The organism is Ensifer sp. YR511 (genome assembly GCF_900103045.1).
Lineage (GTDB): Bacteria > Pseudomonadota > Alphaproteobacteria > Rhizobiales > Rhizobiaceae > Ensifer > Ensifer adhaerens.
The window spans coordinates 23812-46397 of sequence record NZ_FNGR01000036.1 but is presented as its reverse complement, the minus strand read 5'-3'; the positions used below and the strand labels follow the sequence as shown (position 1 = coordinate 46397).

The 22586-nt window shown below is 59.3% G+C and carries 19 protein-coding genes and 4 pseudogenes; 19 read left to right on the top strand and 4 right to left on the bottom strand.

What is annotated here, in order from left to right; genetic code table 11:
• The first annotated feature begins 2 nt into the window (after window positions 1-2).
• The gene (locus BLU15_RS33120; protein ID WP_090301250.1) at window positions 3-1037 is read left to right on the top strand and encodes a Gfo/Idh/MocA family protein; all 1035 of its coding nucleotides are present in this window, start codon (window positions 3-5) and stop codon (window positions 1035-1037) included.
• Window positions 1034-2899: a D-apionate lactonase gene (locus tag BLU15_RS33115; protein ID WP_090301248.1), complete on the top strand. Its 1866-nt coding sequence runs from the start codon at window positions 1034-1036 to the stop codon at window positions 2897-2899. Before BLU15_RS33120 ends, BLU15_RS33115 begins: the two co-directional genes overlap by 4 nt.
• Window positions 2900-2902: 3 nt before the next feature.
• Here the strand turns inward: BLU15_RS33115 and BLU15_RS33110 are convergent, their stop codons facing one another.
• Window positions 2903-3619: a transcriptional regulator NanR gene (locus tag BLU15_RS33110; RefSeq protein WP_090301246.1), complete on the bottom strand. Its 717-nt coding sequence runs from the start codon at window positions 3617-3619 to the stop codon at window positions 2903-2905.
• Window positions 3620-3753: 134 nt separating this feature from the next.
• Between BLU15_RS33110 and oiaX the strand changes: the two genes are divergently transcribed.
• A complete protein-coding gene (gene oiaX, locus BLU15_RS33105; protein ID WP_090301244.1) occupies window positions 3754-5010 on the top strand; it encodes a 3-oxo-isoapionate-4-phosphate decarboxylase OiaX in 1257 nt (418 codons plus the stop codon).
• Window positions 5011-5013: 3 nt separating this feature from the next.
• Window positions 5014-6309, top strand: a complete 1296-nt coding sequence (locus BLU15_RS33100) for a four-carbon acid sugar kinase family protein (protein ID WP_090301242.1) — start codon at window positions 5014-5016, stop codon at window positions 6307-6309.
• Window positions 6310-6629: 320 nt separating this feature from the next.
• Here BLU15_RS33100 and BLU15_RS33095 read toward each other — a convergent pair whose 3' ends face one another.
• Window positions 6630-8666 (bottom strand): NADH:flavin oxidoreductase, encoded by a 2037-nt coding sequence (locus BLU15_RS33095; protein ID WP_090301240.1) that lies wholly within the window; start codon window positions 8664-8666, stop codon window positions 6630-6632.
• Between the two features lie 187 nt (window positions 8667-8853).
• Here BLU15_RS33095 and BLU15_RS33090 point away from each other — a divergent pair, with 187 nt between their 5' ends.
• From BLU15_RS33090 to BLU15_RS40785, 4 genes and pseudogenes are all read left to right on the top strand, one after another.
• Window positions 8854-9480: a TetR/AcrR family transcriptional regulator gene (locus tag BLU15_RS33090; RefSeq protein WP_090301239.1), complete on the top strand. Its 627-nt coding sequence runs from the start codon at window positions 8854-8856 to the stop codon at window positions 9478-9480.
• A 14-nt stretch (window positions 9481-9494) separates the two neighbouring features.
• Window positions 9495-10163: pseudogene (locus BLU15_RS41045) on the top strand (pyrroline-5-carboxylate reductase family protein).
• Between the two features lie 111 nt (window positions 10164-10274).
• Window positions 10275-10432 (top strand): annotated as a pseudogene (locus BLU15_RS33080) (ABC transporter permease subunit); the annotation flags it as partial.
• Between the two features lie 57 nt (window positions 10433-10489).
• Window positions 10490-10758: pseudogene (locus tag BLU15_RS40785) on the top strand (ATP-binding cassette domain-containing protein); the annotation flags it as partial.
• On the opposite strand, the pseudogene BLU15_RS33070 reads toward BLU15_RS40785, so the two are convergent.
• Together BLU15_RS33070 and BLU15_RS33065 are read right to left on the bottom strand one after the other, a co-directional pair.
• Window positions 10757-10958 (bottom strand): annotated as a pseudogene (locus tag BLU15_RS33070) (MFS transporter); the annotation flags it as partial. The pseudogenes BLU15_RS40785 and BLU15_RS33070 sit on opposite strands and share 2 nt — an antisense overlap.
• A 254-nt stretch (window positions 10959-11212) precedes the next feature.
• Window positions 11213-11893: a GntR family transcriptional regulator gene (locus tag BLU15_RS33065; RefSeq protein ID WP_090301237.1), complete on the bottom strand. Its 681-nt coding sequence runs from the start codon at window positions 11891-11893 to the stop codon at window positions 11213-11215.
• 98 nt (window positions 11894-11991) lie between these two features.
• On the opposite strand from BLU15_RS33065, the gene BLU15_RS33060 reads away from it, so the two are divergent.
• From BLU15_RS33060 to BLU15_RS33010, 11 genes are all read left to right on the top strand, one after another.
• Window positions 11992-12594, top strand: a complete 603-nt coding sequence (locus BLU15_RS33060; RefSeq protein ID WP_090301235.1) for an amino acid synthesis family protein — start codon at window positions 11992-11994, stop codon at window positions 12592-12594.
• Window positions 12569-13369, top strand: a complete 801-nt coding sequence (locus tag BLU15_RS33055; protein ID WP_090301233.1) for an alpha/beta fold hydrolase — start codon at window positions 12569-12571, stop codon at window positions 13367-13369. The genes BLU15_RS33060 and BLU15_RS33055 overlap by 26 nt, the downstream gene beginning before the upstream one ends.
• On the top strand, window positions 13366-14289 hold the full coding sequence (locus BLU15_RS33050) for a flavin reductase (RefSeq protein WP_090301231.1): 924 nt from the start codon (window positions 13366-13368) through the stop codon (window positions 14287-14289). The genes BLU15_RS33055 and BLU15_RS33050 overlap by 4 nt, the downstream gene beginning before the upstream one ends.
• Window positions 14290-14293: 4 nt before the next feature.
• On the top strand, window positions 14294-15331 hold the full coding sequence (locus BLU15_RS33045; RefSeq protein ID WP_090301229.1) for an LLM class flavin-dependent oxidoreductase: 1038 nt from the start codon (window positions 14294-14296) through the stop codon (window positions 15329-15331).
• Between the two features lie 7 nt (window positions 15332-15338).
• A complete protein-coding gene (locus BLU15_RS33040; RefSeq protein ID WP_090301227.1) occupies window positions 15339-16802 on the top strand; it encodes an aldehyde dehydrogenase in 1464 nt (487 codons plus the stop codon).
• Window positions 16803-16806: 4 nt separating this feature from the next.
• Entirely contained in the window at window positions 16807-17136 is a 330-nt protein-coding gene (locus BLU15_RS33035; protein WP_090301225.1) for an NIPSNAP family protein, read from the top strand.
• Between the two features lie 32 nt (window positions 17137-17168).
• Window positions 17169-18179, top strand: a complete 1011-nt coding sequence (locus tag BLU15_RS33030) for an ABC transporter substrate-binding protein (protein ID WP_090301223.1) — start codon at window positions 17169-17171, stop codon at window positions 18177-18179.
• Window positions 18180-18249: 70 nt separating this feature from the next.
• Window positions 18250-19104 (top strand): ABC transporter permease, encoded by an 855-nt coding sequence (locus BLU15_RS33025; RefSeq protein ID WP_090301221.1) that lies wholly within the window; start codon window positions 18250-18252, stop codon window positions 19102-19104.
• Between the two features lie 2 nt (window positions 19105-19106).
• Window positions 19107-19907, top strand: a complete 801-nt coding sequence (locus tag BLU15_RS33020) for an ABC transporter permease (RefSeq protein ID WP_090301219.1) — start codon at window positions 19107-19109, stop codon at window positions 19905-19907.
• Entirely contained in the window at window positions 19904-20980 is a 1077-nt protein-coding gene (locus BLU15_RS33015; protein WP_090301217.1) for an ABC transporter ATP-binding protein, read from the top strand. Before BLU15_RS33020 ends, BLU15_RS33015 begins: the two co-directional genes overlap by 4 nt.
• A 55-nt stretch (window positions 20981-21035) precedes the next feature.
• Window positions 21036-22517, top strand: a complete 1482-nt coding sequence (locus BLU15_RS33010; protein WP_090301215.1) for an NAD-dependent succinate-semialdehyde dehydrogenase — start codon at window positions 21036-21038, stop codon at window positions 22515-22517.
• The last annotated feature ends 69 nt before the right edge of the window (window positions 22518-22586 follow it).

Sequence of the window (22586 nt, the reverse complement as noted above, 5' to 3'; positions counted from 1 at the left end):
AAATGGCGAGGATCAAGGGCGCGTTGATCGGTTGCGGCTTCTTCGCCATTAACCAGATGCATGCTTGGCGCGAGCTGTCGGAAGTCGAGATCGTGGCGATCTGCGATCGTGATCCCGAACGCCTCAAGATCGTCGGCGATCAGTTCGACGTGGCTCGTCGCTACGCGTCGGCGGATGAGATGTTCGCCGAGGGTGGGTTCGATTTTGTCGACATTGCCACGACCGTTGGCAGTCATCGTGCTCTCGTCGAACTCGCCGCGCTCCACAAAGTGCCGGCGATCTGCCAGAAGCCGTTCGCGCCGACGCTCAACGATGCCAAGGCGATGGTAGCCGCGGCGGAAGAGGCAGGGATCGCGCTGATGATCCACGAAAACTTCCGCTGGCAGACGCCCATCCTGGCCGTCAAGGAAGTCATCGACAGTGGCGAGATTGGTACCCCGTTCTGGGGGCGCGTGTCGTTCCGCTCCGGCTTCGACGTGTTTTCAGGCCAGCCCTATCTTGCGAAGGGCAAGCGCTTCATCATCGAAGATCTCGGTATCCATTCGCTCGACATCGCTCGCTTTCTGTTCGGCGACGCCCTAACGCTGTCTGCCCGCACGTGCCGGATCAATCCGGATATCGCCGGCGAGGATGTGGCGACGATGATGCTCGGCCACGACAACGGTGTCACCTCGATCGTCGACGTCAGCTATGCGACGAAACTTGCCGAAGAGCCGTTCCCGCAAACCTTGATCGAGGTCGACGGAAGCGAGGGTACGCTGCGCCTTGGGCTCGGCTACAAGCTCGTCGTTTACGGTCCGGCCGGAGCGGTCGAGCGTGACGTCGCACCGAACTTGCTGCCCTGGGCCTCGAAACCGTGGCACAACATTCAGGAAAGCGTTGCTCTCATCCAGAGACACTGGATCGAGCGGCTGGCTTCCGGCCGCGCGCCTGATACGTCCGGGCGCGACAACCTCAGGACCTTCGCATTGGTGGAGGCTGCCTATCTCAGCGCCGAGCGTGACGAGACCATCGTCGTCGGAGACCTGTTGCGATGAAGGATGAGCTGTTTCGGCTCTATGGCACCGCCGAACGCGAGCCGGAAAGCCGCACGCTCGTCGCCGGCAATCTGAGCATGTCTTTTCAGGACGGCAGCCTGCGCAGCTTGCGGTTCGGCGGCCATGAGGTGCTGCGCGCAATCTCCTTCCTCGTGCGAGACAAGGATTGGGGCACCTGCAGGGCTCGGCTGAGCGACCTGAGGATCGCGGAAGACGAGCGAGCCTTCTCACTCACCTATGTCGCACGCTTTACAGCCCCTTCCGGGGCCAATCTCGATTGCGATGTCGCCATCTCCGGCTCGGCAACGAGCGTGCATTTCTCGGCTGACTATATGAGCGATGCGGATTTCGAAACCGCCCGTGCTGGTTTCGTGGTCTTGCATCCGGTCATCGGTGTTGCAGGACAACCGGTCGCAATCACCCACGATGACGGCTCGGCGGAAGAGGCACGCTGGCCCGATACGATCGAACCTTGGCAACCGTTCAAGAACATTTCTCAGATCACCCACCGTGTGGCGCCCGGTATCATGGCGACAACGAAGTTCATTGGCAATGTATTCGAGATGGAGGATCAACGCAACTGGACCGACGCCTCCTACAAGACCTACGTGCGGCCTTTGGCTTTGCCGTGGCCCTATCTCGTGCCGCAGGGTGAGCGCTTCAGCCAGCGGATCTCCGTAGAGGTGCTTGCCGAGAGGAATGCGGAGATTGCAGCCGACCGCTCGGATGCGATATCCATCAGGCTCATCCCGACGAATGTAAGACTTCCCGCGATCGGCGTAGGGCTGCGACCCGAGTGTCGCCGGGAAGAGTTGGCTTCGCTCGATATTTTGAAGGCCATCGGCGCGGAACATCTGATCGCCCATTTCGATCCCGCTGCGGGACATGGCGTGGAGGCCCTGAAGGGTTACGCTGCGATTGCGGCCGGGTCCGGCCTCAAGGTGACGCTGGAGGTTGCGGTGCCTTGCCTAAGACCTCTCGAAGAAGAGATGGCGCAATTTGCCACGATGGTTGATCAGGCCAAGCTCCTACTCGATACGCTGTTTGTTTGCCCGTCGGTCGATCGACAATCGACGCCGCCGGGGAGCAAGTGGCCGGAATGTCCCGCGCTTGGCGACGTCTACGCTGCTGCGCGCGTCGCCTTTCCCGGCCTTCGGCTCGGTGGCGGAATGATGAGCTACTTCACCGAACTCAATCGCAAGCGCGTGCCGCCGGATCAGATCGACTATATCTGCCACGCGACCAACCCGATCGTGCATGCTGCCGATGATCTTTCGGTCATGCAGACCTTCGAGGCGCTGCGTCATGTCGTCAACTCCACCCGCGCTATCTACGGCAACAAGCCGTATCGCATTGGGCCCTCGACGATCGCGATGCGTCAAAATCCTTACGGCAGCGCCACCAAGGACAATCCGATGGGTTCGCGTATCCCCATGGCGAATGTCGATCCGCGGCACAATGGCCAGTTCGGTGCTGCCTGGACGCTGGCCTATGCGGCAACGGTAGCGCCGGCGGCGCTGGACGTTCTCACCCTTTCGACGCTTGCGGGTCCATTCGGGCTTTTGGCCGGCGAGGGAGAAGGAACGGTCAGCGGCGAGTTGCGACCGCTGGCGCATGTCCTTGCGCGACTTGCGTCCATGTCCCACGAGTTGCTCTTCGCCGTCGAGACTACCCGGCCCGATGCCGTGTTGGGACTGGCCTCACAGAAGCGGCTTCTCCTGGTCAATATCACCTGCGATGAGCAGACGGTCATCTTGCCGGCAAATCCAAGGAAGGTCTCAACGATCGCGGATGGTGGCGAGCTCACAGCGCAGCATCAGCTTACGTTGGCGCCTTACGCCTGTATCGATGTCGCTCTTTGAGCGCTATCCCTGGGTCTTGAGAGCGTAGAGCGCGCGTGAGCGTTCGAGGTGCTTGACCATCGCCCGTTCGGCCAGATCGGCATCGCGGCTCTCGATGGCGCGGATGATTTCCTCATGTTCGGAGAGCGTAAAATTCTCGCGACCCGTCCAGATGAGCATTTCGGTATGGTAGGACTTCAGCCACCCCAGCATCGCGCCGCTGACGGCTACAAAGATCGGATTACCCGAAATCCTGGCGATGCATTGATGAAACTCCATATCCGCATCGATGAAGGCATCCGCGTCGCCAAGGCTCTGCTTTTGCTTGTCGAGAAGTGCGTAAAGTTCATCGATATGCGACGAGGTTGCCTTGGCCGCCGCCTCCCGGATCATGCCGCGCTCGAAGAAGATGCGCGCGTTCTTCAGATGCTCCAGCGTATCTGCGGAACCGGAGAGCATAAGTTTTGCCGGCAGGTCGACCTGCTTGATGATGGATTCGGCGGTAATGCGCAGCACCTTGGCGCGCTCGCCTTGCGAGATTTCGACGAGTCCCTTTCCGGCGAGCGCCTGCATAGCTTCGCGAATGGCCGGACGACCGACACCGTAGCGTTCCATGAGTTCGCGTTCGGACGGCATATCGTCGCCAGCCTTGAGCTCGCCGGCTTCGATCATCTGCTTCAGACGAGCGAAGACCTCGTCGGACAGTTTCTTGCGCACAATCGGTTCGGAAACGACGTTCATGAGTCACCTGATTTCGACAGGTTTGAATATGCATCAAGTTAGATCGCCGCAATAGCCTGTCAGCCGATGGCTTGCAATAACATAAATACTCATTATACCAGTTAGCAAGCTTTAACTTGAGGTCTGAGAGAACCATGATCCGCCTGACCTATCGCATAGAGACTCCCGGCTCGGTGGAAGCGCTGGCGGCCAAGATTGCCAGCGATCAATCGACGGGAACCTTCGTCGCATTGCCGGGCGAGACAGAGGAATTGAAGGCGCGTGTGGCCGCCCGTGTCGTCGCCATACGCCCCCTCGTTTCGTCGGATCGCGCGTCCTTTCCCGATGAGGCCCACGGAGCAACGCATTTTAACCGTGCGGATGTCGACATTGATTTCCCCCTGGATGCCATCGGGACCGATCTCTCGGCATTGATGACGGTCGCGATCGGTGGGGTTTTCTCGATCAAGGGCATGACCGGCATCCGCGTAGTCGGTATGCAGCTGCCAGAGGCGTTCGCCGCAGCGCATCCTGGTCCGCAGTTCGGCGCGCGCGGCAGTTTGGCTCTGACGGGGGTGAGTGCGCGCCCGATCATCGGAACCATCGTCAAGCCGGCGCTTGGCTTGCGGCCAATCGAGACCGCCGAGATGGTTGGCGAGCTGATCGACGCGGGCGTCGATTTTATCAAGGACGATGAAAAGCTGATGAGCCCGGCCTATTCGCCGCTTAGGGAGCGCGTGGCCGAAATCATGCCACGCATTCTCAACCACGAGCAGAAGACCGGCAAGAAGGTCATGTATGCCTTCGGCATCAGTCATGCCGATCCGGACGAGATGATGCGCAATCATGACATTGTGCTTCAAGCCGGCGGCAACTGCGCCGTGGTCAATATCAACTCGATCGGGTTTGGCGGTCTCGCCTTTCTGCGCAAACGCTCTGGCCTCGTGCTCCATGCCCATCGCAACGGCTGGGATATCCTCACGCGCCATCCCGGTCTTGGTTTCGAGTTTTCGGTCTGGCAGCAATTCTGGCGTCTGCTCGGTGTCGACCAATTCCAGATCAACGGCATTCGCGTGAAATATTGGGAGCCAGACGAGAGTTTCGTCCGCTCCTACAAGGCCGTTAGCACGCCGTTGTTTTCCGAAAAGGACGTGGTGCTGCCGGTTGTCGGCTCGGGCCAATGGGGTGGACAGGCACCGGATACGATTGCGGCTACTGGGGGCTCTACCGATCTTCTCTATCTTTGTGGGGGCGGTATCGTCAGTCATCCCGGCGGCCCGGGCGCCGGCGTGAAGGCGGTCAAGCAGGCCTGGGAAGCCGCCGTCGCCGGAGTACCGCTGGAAACCTACGCGATGGACCATCCCGAGCTTGCACAATCCATTGAGAAATTTGCAGATGGCAGGGCGGCCTGAGACATGACGCGACCGCTGATCAGCTACTACGGCGATGATTTTACCGGCTCGACCGACGTCATGGAGGCGTTGTCCTCCAACGGTGTGGAGACCGTGCTGTTTCTAAAGGTGCCGGACGCGGCGCTATCGTCGCGTTTCCCCGAGGCAAGCGCGTTCGGACTGGCCGGGACAAGCCGTAGCGAGACGCCGGAATGGATGGACGTGCATCTGCGCAAAGCCTTTGAATGGCTGAGAACACTCGACGCGGAACTTTGCCACTACAAGGTTTGCTCGACCTTCGATTCCGCTCCGCATGTTGGCAATATTGGTCGGGCGATCGAGATCGGCCGCACCGTCTTTGGTGCTATGACCGTACCGCTCATCGTCGGCGCTCCGCAGATACGTCGCTATACGGCGTTCGGCGAACTGTTTGCCGCGTACCAGGGCGTAAACCATCGCATCGATCGTCACCCGGTGATGTCGCGTCATCCGGTCACGCCGATGGATGAGGCAAATCTACTGCGGCATCTTTCCCGCCAGACGAAGCTGTCATCGGCCCTCGTCGATGTCGTTTCGCTTTTCACGGACGCCCGGCCGGAGAAGACGGATGTAATGCTTCTCGACGTCCTCGATGCGGCAACCCAAACCGCCGCCGGTTCGCTGCTCTGGAACCAACGGCGCCAGAACGGCCGCTTCGTTTGCGGCTCCTCGGGCGTCGAGTACGCACTACTGCCGGCCTGGCGAAGCGAGGGGATCCTTGGCGACAAGCCCGTCTTTGCCGCAGCCGGCCCGGTCGACCGACTAGCTGTCGTTTCCGGCAGCGTTTCGCCGACGACCGAGCGGCAGATCCGGCACGCGATAGCAAACGGCTTCGAGGGCATCATGCTCGATCCCATTGCGCTGTCGCGCGAACCGGAGGGTCCGGCGATTGCGATCGCCGTGGAGGCCGCACTCGAGGTGTTGAAGGAGGGCCGTAGCGTCATTCTGTATACTGCGCTCGGGCCGGCAGCCGACAGGGGCGGCGATCTGTCGAACAGTGCGCGCCACCGACTCGGCCGTGCGCTTGGCCGCATCCAGGCGGCGCTTGTTTCGCGTGCGGAATTGGCGCGGGCTGTTGTCGCCGGCGGGGACACGTCGAGCCATGCCCTTGGCGAGATGGGCATCTCTGCCTTGACCCTTAAAATGCCGCTGCCCCAGACGCCCGGTTCGCCGCTCTGCATCGCGCATGGCGGTCCATTGGACGGCTTGGAGATCGCGCTCAAGGGCGGCCAAGTGGGCGGCGACAACTACTTCTCGATGATCCGCGCCGGTCGATCCTAATTCACAACCTGTGAACTGACGAGAAGGCCTGCTGGCATACGAGCGTTACTTGAAATCGCATCGAAGCGGGGGAAGTGGTTCGCGCGACCAAGACGCGCGTCTGCATTTCTGGTCCGACAGCCTCTGAAGCAAAAGCGATCACCGGTTCGAATCCAGTCAAGGCGAGGGACTACGTGCTCGGTTGCGGTGACGGGAATTTCAGAATGTTGTGCGAGCGACGAGGGCGAATGCCAGGGCGGCTGCCGTAAAGGCTTCGAGCTTATCACTTCGCTTGGTCATTGTATTCGTCCTGATCTGATGATGTTTTCGACGCCAAGGCGTCAGATTGCTTTGGCTAGACGCAGACCATCATAGATGGCCGCATGCGTGTTTCTTGCGGCGACCGCATCGCCAATTCGAAAGAGTTGGAAAGCGCCCTCGGGATTGCGCACGATCGATTGCGGTCGACCGTCGATCAATGCATCGTGAGAAATTTCGCCGTGATTGCTCGACGACGGTTTCAGTTCGAAGTAAAGGTCATCGAGTGGCCTAGTCCCGTGGTTTATAACAACCTGGTCAACAATTCTCGTTTGCTGCACGTCTCCATAATCGCTGCCAACGGACGCCACCAGTTGATTGCCATCGCGCTCAACTTTGCTCAGCCTGTAGGTAACCGTGAAAGCGACGTTCAGTTTCTGCATCGAGCGCATGTATGGCACGAGGTTCATGCTCATTACTTCTGGCGCGAACGAGCGGTGCGGCGTCATGACTTCCACCCTTGCGCCGGCTGTCGCCAGTATCTCTGCCGCCTGAAGACCTGCATGGTCTCCCGCGTCATCGAAAACCAGCACGTTCATCCCAGGCTTTACGTCGCCCGAAATGATATCCCAGGAAGAGGCGACAAGATCGTTCCCTTGTGACAGGACTTCGGTATGTGGATATCCCCCCGTCGCCACAATCACGACCTCGGGCTTTTCCGCGAGAACCACGTCTGCTTCCGCCCAGTTGTTGAAATGAAACACGACGCCAAGTTTCTCGCACTGGCTCATGCGCCAGTCGATAATGCTAATCATTTCCTGTCGTCTGGGATTTTGCGCCGTCAGGCGAAGCTGGCCGCCCGGTTGGTTTGCCGCTTCGAAGACCACGACATGATGACCGCGCTCGGCACAAACGCGGGCGGCTTCAAGGCCGCCAGGCCCCGCACCGACAATGACGACTTTCTTGCGGGTGGCCGCTCGCTCAATCGTGTGGGGCTGACTTGTTTCACGTCCTGTAGCGGGATTATGAATGCAATAGGCGGCGCCGCCCTGATAAATGCGGTCAAGGCAGTAATTGGCACCGACACACGGACGGATGTCGTCCTCTCGCTTCTCTACAATCTTGCGGACGATGTGTGGGTCAGCAATATGCGCGCGCGTCATGCCCACCATATCAACCTTGCCGGAGGCAATTGCGAAACGTGCTGTTGCTACGTCAGGGATCTTAGCCGCGTGAAAGGTTGGAAAATTGGTCGCGGCTCGAATCTCGCCCGCAAAATCAAGATGCGGCGAGTTAGCCATGCCTTGAATAGGAATGAGGTCGGTCAATCCTGCATCGGTGTCGATGTGGCCGCGCACAACATTCAGAAAGTCGATGAGGCCGCTATCCTTAAGCCGGTGTGAGATCGCGATCCCCTCATTCTTGTCCAAACCCCCGGGTAGCCGTTCGTCACCGGTGTATCGAATCCCGACGATAAACTCAGTGCCCACTCGTCTACGAATGGCCTTCAAGACGTCAAACGTGAATCGCAGCCGGTTCTCAAGACAACCGCCATATGGGCTATCTAGCTCGTTGGTGAGTGGTGACCAGAACTGATCGAGCAGATGGCCGGAAGCCTGAACCTCGATACCATCCATTCCTCCTGCCTGCATACGCTCGGCTGCATCAGCATAGTCGCTGATGATGCGCTCGATGTCCCAGTCTTCGATCTTTTTTGGAAATGCGCGATGGGCTGGCTCCTGCTCGTGCGAGGGAGAGACAATCGGCAACCAATGCTCGGCGTCCCATCGTGTGCGGCGACCCAGATGTGTAATTTGGATCATCACCGCCGCGCCATGCTCGTGAATGGCATCCGTCAAGTCCCTGGTCCACCGGACGACTTCATCCTTGTAGACATGGATATTGTTAAAGCCCGGTACGCTGTCTTTCGAAACGACCGCCGATCCCGCGGTCATTGTCAGTGCAACGCCGGCCCTCGCCCTTTCAACGTGATATGCGCGGTAGAGCTCCTTAGGCATGCCATCCACGGCATAAGCCGGCTCATGCGACGTGATCATTATGCGGTTTCGAAGGGCCAAATGCTTAAGTTTATATGGTTGCAGTAGGGGGTCATTCGACATCGGCCTGGCTCCAACTAAGACAAATTCGTCAGACCGTAATCGTAAATGTACACTAATGTCAATTTAGAAAACACAGAAGTCGTGTTAGAAGACACAAAAGTCATCCTACATAACATGATAGTCGCTTTTGACGACGACTGTGTACATTTTTATTGTTTTTAGCACCTCCGTTTGCTAGGAGAGACCCATGGAACACTTGTCTGGTGACAACGGAGCGCGCAGTTCGAGGGAGGGGTGGCTAGAGGCTGCCTACGAGATCCTGATCGAATCTGGTGTGGACTCAGTGAAGATTCTACCGATGGCGAAGAAGCTCAATACGGCACGCACGAGCTTTTATTGGTTCTTCAAAGATCGCGAGACACTGCTAGAGGCGCTGATTGGGCGCTGGCGTGACCTAAACACAGGAAACATCGTCAAGCAGTCGGAGGCCTATGCTGAGTCTATCGCTGAAGCGATGCTGAATGTAATCGACTGCTGGTTGGACAATAAACTGTTCGACGCCCAGTTCGAATTCGCGGTCCGGAGCTGGGCGCTTCAGTCCGAGGATATCCTCTCTGAGGTCCAGAACGCGGACGACGCGAGGCTTCGGGCGCTCGAAAAGATGTTCATCCGGTTTGGATGCGAAGACATCACTGCCGATGTGCGTGCTCGCACGACCTATATGGCGCAGATCGGCTACATTTCGATGCAGACGAGCGAGGATCTCGCCGTCCGCATGGCCCGGATACGCGAATACGTCACGATTTTTACTGGACAAGCACCGCAGCAAAGAGAGCTCGACCGCTTCTTTGCGCGCCACAACTACTCGACCTAAGAGAGCGCCGGGACATGAGCGGATCATTGCGGGTCGGAGTGGGTGGTGGAAGTGGCTGGCTGGCAACCGCTATTGCCAAATCCGTGCTCGATTTGAGGTTCGTTCTTCGCGATGCATTGACACTTTCGTACCGTTCCGTTCGGACCTATTCCAGGGGTGCATTGGACAACCGATAATCAGGAGCTGGCCGATCGCTCGCACGTGATCATCCTCTCGAATTCGTCCCGCTGAATGGGCTTGTCTCTCATCGATGCGGGTTCCAAACTGGTCATTTCCGTACTGGCGGGAATTACCGTCCGCCAACTGTCGACCCCCACGGAACAAACCGTGTCGTTCGTGCAATGCCCAACGCAGCTGCGGACGTTCGCGGGTCATGGACACCGTGGGTGGCTTCACCAGAAGTCGATCAAGTTGAGTGATGAATTCTACCAACCGGCAGTTGTGTCTCTGTTGGTGGGAACAGGCAGACTGTCCGAGCGACAGAATGGTTCACCTTCCAGGCCTTTAGACGCGTCCCACGACTTTCAAGGCACCACAGCCGCAGCGATGAAGCTATGGAGAAGGTCGGATTTGCGGCCGCAATCGCTCGTGGCCGCCAGGCGGCCGAAAGGAAATCGGTGAGTTTGGGAGAGCAAATCTCCCGCCTCCCGCTGAGTGGGCGACCAGTGGCACCTCCCGCTTGATCACGCGCCACGAAAAGAGGGAACATTTATGCGAACACTTCTAACGTCAACATGTCTGATAACTGAGCTTTTTGACCTCACGCCTGCCGCCAATGCTGCTGAGTGCGGCACGAAGCTGCCGACACGTTCGGTGCATCGAGCCGTCAAAAGCTCGTCAAGGTCCAGTTACCACTCGCGCTTCCGACGATAATGGCAGGAATAACCAGACGATCATGATGGCTTTGGCGATGGTCGTCGTGGCGTCGATGATTGGCGTACATGGCCTCGGTTCAGCAGCACCGGCAGGCGGCCCATGGTTAACGATCGTTTGATGGAATCAAAATCCGCTTTTCGGCCCTGATCCCAAGGCTTCCGTGCAATCGGGCCTGTCGAAGGCAGAACTTAATGATCGCTACGGTCACATCGTCGACGCGATATCAACATCGAGATTCCGTCAGGTCGCATTGAGGTCATAATGGGGCTTTCTGGCTCCGGAAAGTCCACCCTCATCCGCCATATCAATCGATTGATTGAGCCGACAACGGGCGAGCTCCTTATCGACAACGTGGATGTCGTGAACTTACGCGCTAGCGAACTGCAGCAGTATCGCCGGCACTCGCGCAGCACGCGTTGACGCCCAACCGGAGTCATCAGCGCGGCGGACGCACCCTGGAAGAGTCGAGCTACCTTCAATTCACCGAGTGATCCTGAGAAGCCGCAAGCAACGGAGGTGAGCGTGAACAGCGCGATAGCGGCAAGAAAAACGTCCCGCGGGCCAAACCGTTCGGCCAGCCAGGCGGCCGCTGGGATGAACACGACTGCGTCCATCGGGAACTCGACAGCATGGTGATCGGCTGCAATCCTTCCTGGCAAGTAATGGGGTAGGTTTCACTGGGCGAGATCCCCCGAACTACCGACACGGACGCCTACGTTGCATCAATTCCAAGCTTGTCGAGCGCGGCGTTTCTCCATCCACGAATGCGAAGCCGCCGATCGTTGCCGCGGCGATCAAGCCGTTAGCGAACATCCTGTGGGCACTGCTACCATAGGACGTTCAGGCTGGGGTTGCGTCACGCGAGAATGGTCCTGGCAATATCGGCGGCCGCACCGACATGCGCCCGGCAAGCGGCTTCGGCACGGTCAGGATCGTTCTTATCGATCGCAGCGAAAATCTCCCGGATCTGCGCCGGGCCCGAGACTGTCCGATTGGTGGTCGAAAGCGTCATCACGCGAAGGCGCGAAATACGGCTGTTCAATCGACTGACGATGTCCCAAGCGATGTTGTGGCCACCTGTTTCAAAGATGATCCGATAAAACTCGGTCGTCGCATCGAGGATACCGGGTGGCGAGTTTTCCTTGGACGTACGGTCGAGCTCGTTCAGCGCAACACGTAGTCTGCCCTTGACGCCCGCATCCGCGGCACGGGCGCAATCGGCGACGGCGGTCGCCTCGAGCGCTGCCCTGATCTCATAGATCTGCCGAGCGTCATCCCAGCTGATCGTGGCAACGATCGGGCCCTGCTTTGCCAGCATCTCCACAAGACCCTCCGCTTCCAGGTGGCGGATGACCTCGCGGATGACCGAGCGCGAGACGCCGAGCTGGTCGCAGAGCGTTCTCTCTACCAACCTTTCGCCCGGTTCGAACAAGCCGCTGATGATCGCGCGCCGCATGCGCCCGAGCGCAATCTCTCGCAGGGTTGCGGGAGGGGTTTCGATCCGCAGGGCGGCCAGTGTGTCAGTGTTTTTGGTCATATCTCCCTCTACCTGCAAAAAATCTTCAACGCAAGGACTTGACACGCGGTCTTACGGTATACCAACATACGAGAAGACAAATCTACTGGAGATCGCCAATGTCCGCCACGGTTCGAAAAACTCTTCTGCATGTGGAACAGACGTTCATCGAAGGGGGGAAAGAGACGGTGAGGCCGCTGACGTTGATCGCCGCCATTGCGGTCGTGAAGAATCCCTGGGCCGGACGAGGTTTTGTCGAAGACCTCAAACCGGAAATACATGAGGTCGCGCCGGTGCTTGGCGAACTCCTGACGAAGATGATTATCGATACGGCCGGATCCGGGGAAAAGGTCGAAGCCTACGGCAAGTCTGCGGTGGTCGGGCTTGATGGCGAGATCGAGCACGCTTCAGCGCTGATCCATACTCTACGTTTCGGCAACCATTACCGCAGCGCCGTCGGCGCAAAATCCTACCTCGCTTTCTGCAATACGCGCGGCCCGGCCAATGCGCCAATCACGATCCCTCTGATGGACAAGAACGATGAGGGGCGCCGCTCGCACTACCTGACCATTCAGTGCGCCATTCCCGATGCTCCGGCAGCCGACGAGATTGTTGTGGCGCTTGGCGCATCCATCGGTGGCCGGCCACATCACCGAATTGGCGACCGCTACCAGGACCTGAAGGAGCTGGGTCACAATGTTGAAAACCCTGCAGCGGTCTAAGACCCCTTCGGGCGTCGCCTATGTTGATCAGGGCGAGGGTGACAAAACCGTCATCCTCATCCACGGAGTAGGGATGCGGATCGAGGCGTGGCAGCCACAGATCGACTTTCTCGCGCGCCACGCACGGGTGGTTGCGGTCGATCTGCCTGGCCATGGCTCGTCTGCGCCACTCGATAAGTCCGCGGATTTGCCGAACTTTGTGGAGTGGTTTGGGAGTTTCATTGACGAATTGGACCTCGGCCGCGTCAATGTCGCCGGGCACTCGATGGGAGCGTTGATCGCAACAGGTGCTGTTGTCACCTTTCCCAAGAAGGTTGGTCGAGTGGCGTTACTCAACGGCGTCTACAAGCGCAGCCTCGCCGCCCGCAAAGCTGTCGAAGCGCGTGCGGACGAGATCTTCAGTGGCACCTTTGATCGTCATGCGCCGCTCAGTAGATGGTTTTCGGCGGACGAAAGGGATGGCGACGCCTATCGCTGCGTTAGCGAGCTGCTGCAGGCAGTCGATGCCTTCGGCTACGCGGCGGCCTATCGCGCCTTTGCGACCGGAGATTCCGTCTACTCTGACTGCTGGCCGAATGTCTCGTGCCCGGCGCTTTTTCTGACTGGCGCCGGCGATCTGAACTCGACTGCCGCCATGGCAAAGGACATGGCCGCAGCCGCGCGCAACGGCAAAGCGGTGGTGATTGCTGGCCATCGCCACATGGTGAACCTCACAGCACCGGAGGAGGTGAACGAGGCACTCATGAATTGGTTGAATTGGGAGGTGGAGAAATGACTTTTGACGCCCGATCGCTGCGGGATGCATTCGGTGCCTTTTTGACAGGGGTGACAGTGGTCACGTCCTGGAGCGAAGAGGGAGCGCCGATCGGTTTTACCGCAAACAGCTTTACAAGCGTATCTCTCGATCCGCCACTGTTGCTTGTTTGTCTTGCGAAGACCTCGCGGAATTGCGCGGCGTTGACCAGTTCCAAAGGCTTCGGCGTGAACATCTTGTCCGAAAGCCAAAAGGAGGTATCGAACACCTTCGCCCGGCCCGTTGAAGATCGCTTTGCCGCCGTCGAATGGCGCAAAGGCCCCCATGGCGCGCCGGTGTTCGCAGACGTCGCGGCGTGGTTCGACTGCGCATCACACGATGTCGTGGATGCCGGAGACCATGTGATATTGATCGGCCGCATCGAGGCCTTCGAAAATAGCGGCATGACCGGCCTCGGTTACGCCCGCGGCGGCTACTTTACACCTGCGCTTGCAGAAAAAACCTTGCTCGCTTCGGCAGACGGCGCTCTTCTGCTTGGCGCTGTGGCCTTACAAGGCGACAAAGTTTTGCTCGTCGAAGACGGCAAGGGAGGGTGGACGCTGCCCTTCGTCGAGAAGGCCGAGAGCCAGGGCCTTGAAGGATTGGAGAGCCACCTTGCAGAGACGAGCGGGCTCACGGTCCAGACGGGCCTGCTCTATTCCGTCTACGAAGATACGAAAACGGGCCGCCAGCACGTCGTCTATCGGGTCGAGCTCGGAGATGGTGCTTCTCAAACGGGTCAGTTCTTCCCGATAGACGCTCCCCCGCTGACCGAAATCTCGGATTCCGCTGTGCGCGATATCGTCAAACGCTATGGCGTCGAAAGCACCCTCGGCAACTTCGGAGTCTACTTCGGCAATCAGGAAAAGGGCCGCGTCCATGCCGTGGCCGCGAAAGGATAAATCGATGAAATTCTCGCTCTTTGTTCATATGGAACGCCTGGACGCCAGCCAGAACCATCAGGAACTCTATGAGGAGTTCATCGAGCTTTGCGAAATTGCCGATAAGGGCGGCATGCACGCGATCTGGACCGGCGAGCATCATGGCATGGACTTTACCATCGCCCCGAACCCCTTCATCAACATCGCCGACCTCGCGCAGCGGACGAAGAACGTCCGGCTTGGTACCGGTACTGTGATTGCGCCCTTTTGGCATCCGATCAAGCTTGCCGGCGAAGCGGCGATGACCGACATCATCACCGGCGGCCGCCTCGACCTCGGTATCGCCCGCGGTGCCTACAGCTTCGAGTACGAGCGTCTGTTGCCAGGTCTTGATCCCTGGGGTGCGGGCCAGCGCATGCGCGAACTGATCCCGGCGGTCAAGGGCATCTGGGCCGGTGACTACACGCATGATGGAGAGTTCTGGAAGTTTCCCTCGACCACGTCCGCGCCGAAGCCGGCTCAACAGCCGCATCCGCCGATCTGGGTGGCAGCGCGCGATCCAAACAGCCACGAATTCGCCGTCGCCAATGGCTGCAACGTCCAGTGCACGCCGCTCGCCAACGGCGAGGCCGAGATCGCCAGCCTGATGGAACGCTTTAATGCGGCCTGCGATAAGTCGCCGGAGGTGGCACGGCCGAAGATCATGCTGCTCCTCCACACCTATGTCGGCAGCGGTCTGGCCGATATCGACCAAGCGGCCAAGGAGGTCAGCACCTACTACAATTACTTCTTCGCCTGGTTCAAGAATGAACGACCTATCAACCAGGGACTAATCTCTCGTCTGAGTGATGAGGAGCTTGCCGCCAACCCCAATCTGACGCCCGCGAAGATGCGGGCGAATATGCCGATCGGTACGGCGGACGAGGTGATCCAGCGTTTGAAGGTCTACGAAGACCTCGGCTTCGACGAATACTCGTTCTGGATCGACACAGGCATGAGCTTCCAGCGCAAGAAGGCGTCGCTCGAACGCTTCATCGCCGACGTGATGCCGGCTTTTAAGTGAGGCCGCCATGCAGAGCTTCCAGCAATATATCGATGGGCAATTCGAGGACGGACAAGCCCGTTTCAACTCGATAGACCCTGCCACCGGCGACGCATGGGCTTCGATGCCCGAAGCGCGAGAGGACGACGTCGACAGGGCCGTCAAAGCGGCCGAACGCGCGCTTTGGAACGGCGCCTGGCCGGCGATGACGGCAAGCGCCCGCGGCAAGCTGCTCTACAGGCTTGCCGACCTAGTACAGGCAAACGCGCCTCGGTTGGCAGAGCTTGAAACCCGCGACACCGGCAAGATCATTCGCGAAACCTCGGCGCAGATCGCCTATGTCGCGGAATACTACCGCTACTATGCGGGCCTCGCCGACAAGGTCGAGGGCGCCACCCTCGCGATCGACAAGGCGGACATGGATGTCTGGACCAGGCGTGAGCCGATCGGGGTCGTGGCTGCGATCGTACCGTGGAACAGTCAACTTTTTCTGGCTGCCGTCAAGATCGGTCCGGCGCTGGCTGCCGGCTGCACACTCGTCGTCAAGGCATCCGAGGATGGTCCAGCACCGATGCTGGAGTTTGCCCGCCTTGTGCATGAGGCAGGCTTCCCCAACGGCGTCGTCAACGTCGTCACGGGCTTTGGCCCGTTCTGCGGCAGCGCACTCACCCGGCATTCTGGTGTTTCGCATATCGCCTTCACGGGGGGGCCATCCACCGCGGCGCAGGTAGTGCGCAATTCTGCAGAAAACCTTGCGAGCACGTCGCTGGAACTCGGCGGCAAGTCGCCCTTCATCGTCTTTGCCGATGCAGATCTCGAAAGTGCCGCCAACGCCCAGATCGCGGGCATTTTTGCTGCCACCGGCCAGAGCTGTGTCGCGGGGTCGCGCCTGATCGTCGAGGCGTCGATCAAGGATCGCTTCGTCGCCATGCTGAAGGTGAAGGCCGAAGCAATCCGAATTGGCACGCCCCTCGACATGGCGACCGAGGTTGGCCCGCTCTGCACGCGCCGCCAGCGCGAGCACATCGAGAAAATCGTCGCTGCCTCTGTCGACGCTGGCGCGAAGACGGTTACCGGTGGTCGGGCAGGGGATGGGCCAGGCTTCTTCTACCTGCCGACAATCCTCGACTGCGACGGCGTCAATTCGCCATCCGTGGAAACCGAACTGTTCGGCCCTGTCCTGTCAGTGATGTCGTTCTCCAGCGAGGACGAAGCGGTGCGGCTCGCCAATGAAACTCCCTATGGTCTGGCCTCCGGGGTCTTTACCCAGAACCTCACCCGCGCACACCGGATGAGCAAGCGAATCCGAGCCGGCATCGTCTGGGTCAACACCTATCGAGCCGTTTCACCGATTGCGCCGTTCGGCGGCTATGGCCAGTCCGGCCACGGACGTGAAGGCGGGCTCGCGGCGGCGCTCGACTATACAAAGACGAAGACGGTCTGGCTCCGAACCTCGGACGAGCCATTCCCCGATCCCTTCGTGATGCGGTGAGCCCATGTACTACGAAATCCGCTCATACCGGCTGAAGAACGGTGGCGTCCCCGAATACCTCAAGGTCGTGGGCGAGACGGGGATCACCATTCAAAAGCGCCACCTCGGCAACCTCGTTGGCTACTTCTCCTCGGAGATCGGCCCGATCAACGAGATCGTGCACATCTGGGGCTTCGAAAGCCTCGACGACAGGCAGGCACGGCGCGCTCGCCTTGCTGCCGACCCTGATTGGCAGGCTTTTCTGCCGAAGATCCGCGACCTGATCGTCACCGCGGACAACAAGATCATGACGCCGGCTCCCTTCTCGCCGCTTGGCGGCACGGCGCCGGCCTGACTATTGGAACACTCAACTGGGAGGATGAGAACATGAAATACAAGTTTACAGGCGCGCTTTTGTCGGTAGCGCTCGGCTTTGCCGGAAGTGCCGCGGCCGAAGACATGGTCTTCACGAGTTGGGGTGGCACGACGCAGGATGCGCAGAAAGCGCATTGGGCCGACGAATTCGCCAAAAAAACCAGCATTAATGTGACCCAGGACGGCCCGACCGACTACGGCAAGCTCAAGGCCATGGTGGAGGCGGGCAACGTCAACTGGGACGTGGTCGATGTGGAGGGCGATTATGCAGTCCAGGCTGGCAAGGCCGGCCTTCTCGAGAAGCTCGACTTCTCGGTCATCGACAAGACGAACCTCGATCCCCGCTTTGTTACCGATTATTCGGTCGGCAGCTTTTATTACTCTTTTGTGATTGGCTGCAACAAGGATGCGGTCGAAGACTGCCCCAAGAGCTGGGCGGATCTGTTTGACACACAGAAGTTTCCGGGCAAGCGCACCTTCTACAAGTGGTCCGCTCCCGGTGTGATCGAGGCGGCACTCCTTGCCGACGGTGTCCCGGCCGACAAGCTCTATCCACTCGACCTCGATCGTGCGTTCAAGAAGCTCGACACGATCAAGGCAGACATCATCTGGTGGGATAGCGGCGCGCAATCCCAGCAGTTGTTGGCCTCGGCAGAAGCACCGTTCGGCTCCTTCTGGAACGGTCGCCTGACTGCTCTGGCTGCAACCGGGGTCACGGTTGAGACTTCGTGGATCAATAATATCACGGCGGCTGACGCACTCGTCGTTCCCAAGGGCACGAAGAACAAGGAAGCGGCAATGAAGTTCATTGCTGCCGCCACCAGCGATGCAGCCCAGGCGCAGTTTGCCACTGAAACCGGCTATGCGCCAATCAACGTGAAGTCGGCTGCGCTCATGAAGCCCGATCAGCGCAACAGCCTGCCGGACATGCAGGCCGAGACCCAGGTGAATGCCGACATGAACTACTGGGCGGAGCATCGCGACGAAATTGGCACGCGTTGGTACGCGTGGCAGGCGAAATAAAAGCGGTCTCCCAAGACGCCTACGGACCGGCCCTGAAGCCGGTCCGCCATTAACCAACGGATGATCGACTATGGCTATTTCGGCGACTGCCAGCCCAGTAAACAGCGGAACGAAGGGCAGCGGCTTCGGCTATCTTGTCCCTGCGCTGCTGCTCGTCGCGATCTTCTTCATCCTCCCGGTGCTGATGCTCCTGCTGCGAAGCGTATTGGAGCCTGAGCCGGGACTGCAGAACTACGCGACCCTTTTGGGATCGACCACTTACCTGAAGGTTTTCCTCAACACCTTCATTGTCGCGGGCGTCGTCACAGTGATCTCCATTGTCGTGGGGTATCCGGTCGCCTGGTTGCTCGCGATCATGCCGGAGCGTTGGGCACGGCTCGTGCTGGCGATCATCATCCTGTCGATGTGGACCAATCTGCTTGCGCGTACCTATGCGTGGATGGTGCTGTTGCAACGCACGGGTCTCATCAACAAGACGCTAATTGGACTTGGTCTCATCGACGCGCCGCTTCCGCTCGTCAACAATCTCGTCGGCGTGACGATTGGCATGACCTACATCATGCTGCCCTTCGTCATCCTGCCGCTGATGGGCGTCATCCGCTCGATCGATCCCGCAACTTTGCGCGCGGCAGCCCTTTGTGGTGCCACCCGGTTGCAGTGTTTCCTGCGCGTACTCTTGCCCCTTTCCCTGCCTGGTATCGCCTCCGGTGCGCTCATGGTCTTCGTCATGTCGCTTGGCTACTTCGTCACTCCGGCGCTGCTCGGTGGCACGTCCAACATGATGCTCGCCGAACTCGTGGCGCAGTTCGTGCAATCGCTTGTCAATTGGGGAATGGGTGGAGCCGCGGCACTTGTGCTTCTCGTCGTGACGCTGGTGCTCTACGCGGTGCAGCTCAAGTACTTCAATCCTAATAGGGCGAGGTGATCATGCTGCTCGATTTCGAAAAACTCGGCGGGCTTCGGACCTTCTTGATCGGCCTCACGGTTCTGGTCTGCCTCTTCCTGGTTCTCCCAATCGTCTTTATTGCCGCGCTGTCATTCGGCTCGTCGCAATGGCTGATCTTTCCGCCGCCATCCTGGACGTTCAGATGGTATCAGGAATTGTTCGCGGACCCGCGTTGGCTCTACTCCGCGCTGACCAGTCTGAAGATCGCGGCAATCGTGACTGTGTTGTCGGTCGTCATCGGGTTCCTGGCGGCACTCGGCCTCAACAGAGGTACGTTTGTCGGTCGCGAAGCGTTGCGTGCGCTGTTCCTGACGCCGATGATCTTGCCAGTGGTTGTCTTGGCGGTGGCGCTTTACGCCTTGTTCCTGAAGCTCGGGCTCGCCGGAACGACGCTTGCTTTCATCATTGCCCACCTGCTGATCGCACTGCCATTTTCGATCATTTCAATCGGCAACGCGCTCGAGAGCTTCGACAAATCGATCGAGGACGCTGCGGTTCTCTGTGGTGCGAACCCTTGGGAGGCGCGCGTGAGGGTCACCGTTCCGGCCGTCAGTCATGGCATCTTCGCCGCGGCAGTGTTCTCGTTCCTCGCCTCCTGGGACGAGGTGGTGCTGGCGATCTTCATGGCAAGCCCGACCTTGCAGACGCTCCCGGTCAAAATCTGGGCAACGCTCAGACAGGATTTGACGCCGGTTATTGCGGCAGCCTCCACCCTTCTTATCGCATTCACCATCGTGCTGATGGTGCTCGCGTCACTCTTTCGCAAGGGACAAAAGTCATGACTGAACCCTTCCTCAGCATCCGCGGTATTCGCAAGAAGTTCGGCTCGTTCACGGCCGTCAAGGACGTCACTATGAACATTGCCAAGGGCGAGTTCATGACCTTCCTTGGCCCGTCGGGGTCCGGCAAGTCGACGACCCTTTACATTCTCGCCGGTTTCCAGGACCCGACCGAGGGCGACATCCTGCTGAGCGGCAAGAGCCTTTTGTCGACGCCGTCCCACCAGCGCAACATCGGCATGGTGTTCCAGCGCTATACGCTCTTTCCGCACCTGTCCGTCGGCGAGAACGTGGCCTTTCCGTTGCGCATCCGCCGTAGGCCGCAGGCAGAGATTGCAGAGCGTGTGAAGGCCGCACTCAAGCTGGTGAGGCTCGATGGTTTCGAGGACCGGAAACCCGCGCTGATGTCGGGAGGCCAGCAGCAGCGTGTCGCGCTGGCGCGCGCCCTTGTCTACAATCCGCCGGTGTTGTTGATGGACGAGCCGCTGTCGGCCCTCGACAAGAAACTACGCGAGGAGATCCAGTTCGAAATCCGGCGCATCCACCAGGAAACCGGCGTCACCATTCTCTATGTCACCCACGATCAGGAGGAGGCGCTGCGTCTGTCCGATCGCATTGCTGTCTTCAGCCAGGGCGAAATCGATCAGATCGGTACCGGCCAGGAACTCTATGCCAATCCAGCCACGCACTTCGTCGCGGGCTTTATCGGAGACAGCAATTTCATCGAGACGGAAATCCTTGCGAGTGAAGGTGGGGAAGCCAGGCTCGCGCTTCCAGGAGGCACGGTTGTCGATGGCGTTCCAATGCATGGCGGAAAGCCGGCCGGCAAAAAGGCCTCTCTTCTTTTACGGCCGGAGCGCCTCTCCCTTTCGCACGTGCCAGTTGATAAGGGCCTCTCGGTCACGATCAACGATATCACCTTCCTTGGCAACAATATCGAGGTGGCCACTCAAACGAGCAGCGGTGATAGCCTGTCCGTTCGGCTGCCGTTCGGCCACCAGGCGATTTCCCAACTCACGCGGGGTGATCGCGCATGGCTGAGCTTTGACACGCGGTCGACCCACGCATTTGCGTGAGGCAAAGACGTGACGCTGTGGAGCGTGTGCTGTAATTGATCAGGAGTTCTACTCGATGGCCATTGCCCAGTCGCTGCTTTCCAGACTGCAAGATAGCTCTCTTGTCACAGACAAGGCCCTGGTTGGAGGACGCTGGGTCGGACCAGGGGAGAGGCGTCGGACATTCGATGTGACGAACCCCTCTACCGGGGAAACGATCGCGACCTTGCCCGACCTTGGCCCCGCGGACGCTGTACGAGCCATCGATGCCGCTTACGAGGCACAAAAGTCTTGGGCTAAAATGACAGGCAAGGAGCGGGCCGCGATCCTACGAAAGCTTTACGATCTGATGGTCGCAAATGCCGACGATCTTGCTTCGATCCTGACGATGGAAATGGGAAAGCCCTTTGCGGAAGCGCGCGGCGAAATCCTTTACGGAGGCTCCTATGTGGAGTGGTTCGGCGAAGAAGCCAAACGCGTCTATGGCGACACCATTCCCGGGCATCAGCAGGACAAACGCATCCTCGTTTTGAAGCAGCCGGTCGGGGTCGTCGCAGCGATAACTCCATGGAACTTTCCGAACGCGATGCTCGCCCGCAAACTCGCGCCAGCACTCGCGGCCGGCTGCGCCATGGTATCCAAGCCTGCGGCTGAAACGCCGCTTTCTGCGCTGTCGCTTGGACTGCTTGCGGAGCGTGCCGGCGTGCCCGCAGGTGTGTTCAGCGTCCTTCTGTCAACGGATTCTGCTTCAATCGGCAAGGAGCTCACCAGCAACGACAAGGTTCGAAAGCTCACCTTCACCGGCTCGACCGAAGTTGGTCGCATTCTGATGCGTCAGGGAGCCGACAAGATCCTGAAGCTTGGCCTAGAACTCGGCGGCAACGCGCCGTTCATAGTCTTCGACGACGCGGATCTCGACGCGGCGGTCGAAGGCGCGATGGTGTCAAAGTTCCGCAACAATGGGCAGACATGCGTCTGCGCCAACCGGCTCTACGTTCAGGCGGGCGTCTATGACGCGTTCGCCGAAAAGCTTGCAGCCAGGGTTGCCTCGATCAAGACCGGGGACGGCTTCGATGAGGGGGTCAATGCCGGACCGCTTATCGATGAAAATGCGCTCGCCAAGGTCGAGGACCATATCGCTGACGCCGTATCGAACGGAGGGACGGTGGCGCTCGGCGGCAAAAGGGACGAGAAGGGCGGCCTGTTCTTTCAGCCGACCGTTCTGACCGGCGTGACGGCCGCGATGAAGGTCTCACGGGAGGAAACATTCGGCCCGGTTGCACCGCTCTTCAAGTTTGAGACGGAAGAAGAGGTCGTAGCACTTGCCAACGACACGGAGTTCGGATTGGCCTCGTATCTCTACTCTAAGGACCTAGCCAAAGTGTTCCGAGTGGCGGAAGCACTCGAATACGGGATCGTCGGCGTCAACACCGGTGCGATTTCGACCGAGGTGGCGCCGTTTGGGGGGATCAAGCAGTCAGGCCAAGGACGAGAGGGGTCAAAGTACGGCATCGAGGACTATCTTGAGCTGAAGTACCTATGCCTTGATGTTGCGTAAGGCCGTTCGGCTGCAGAACTTCCGCCGGCACAAAGGAACACCGTTTCAAATCCAGGAGGACCGCCTTCA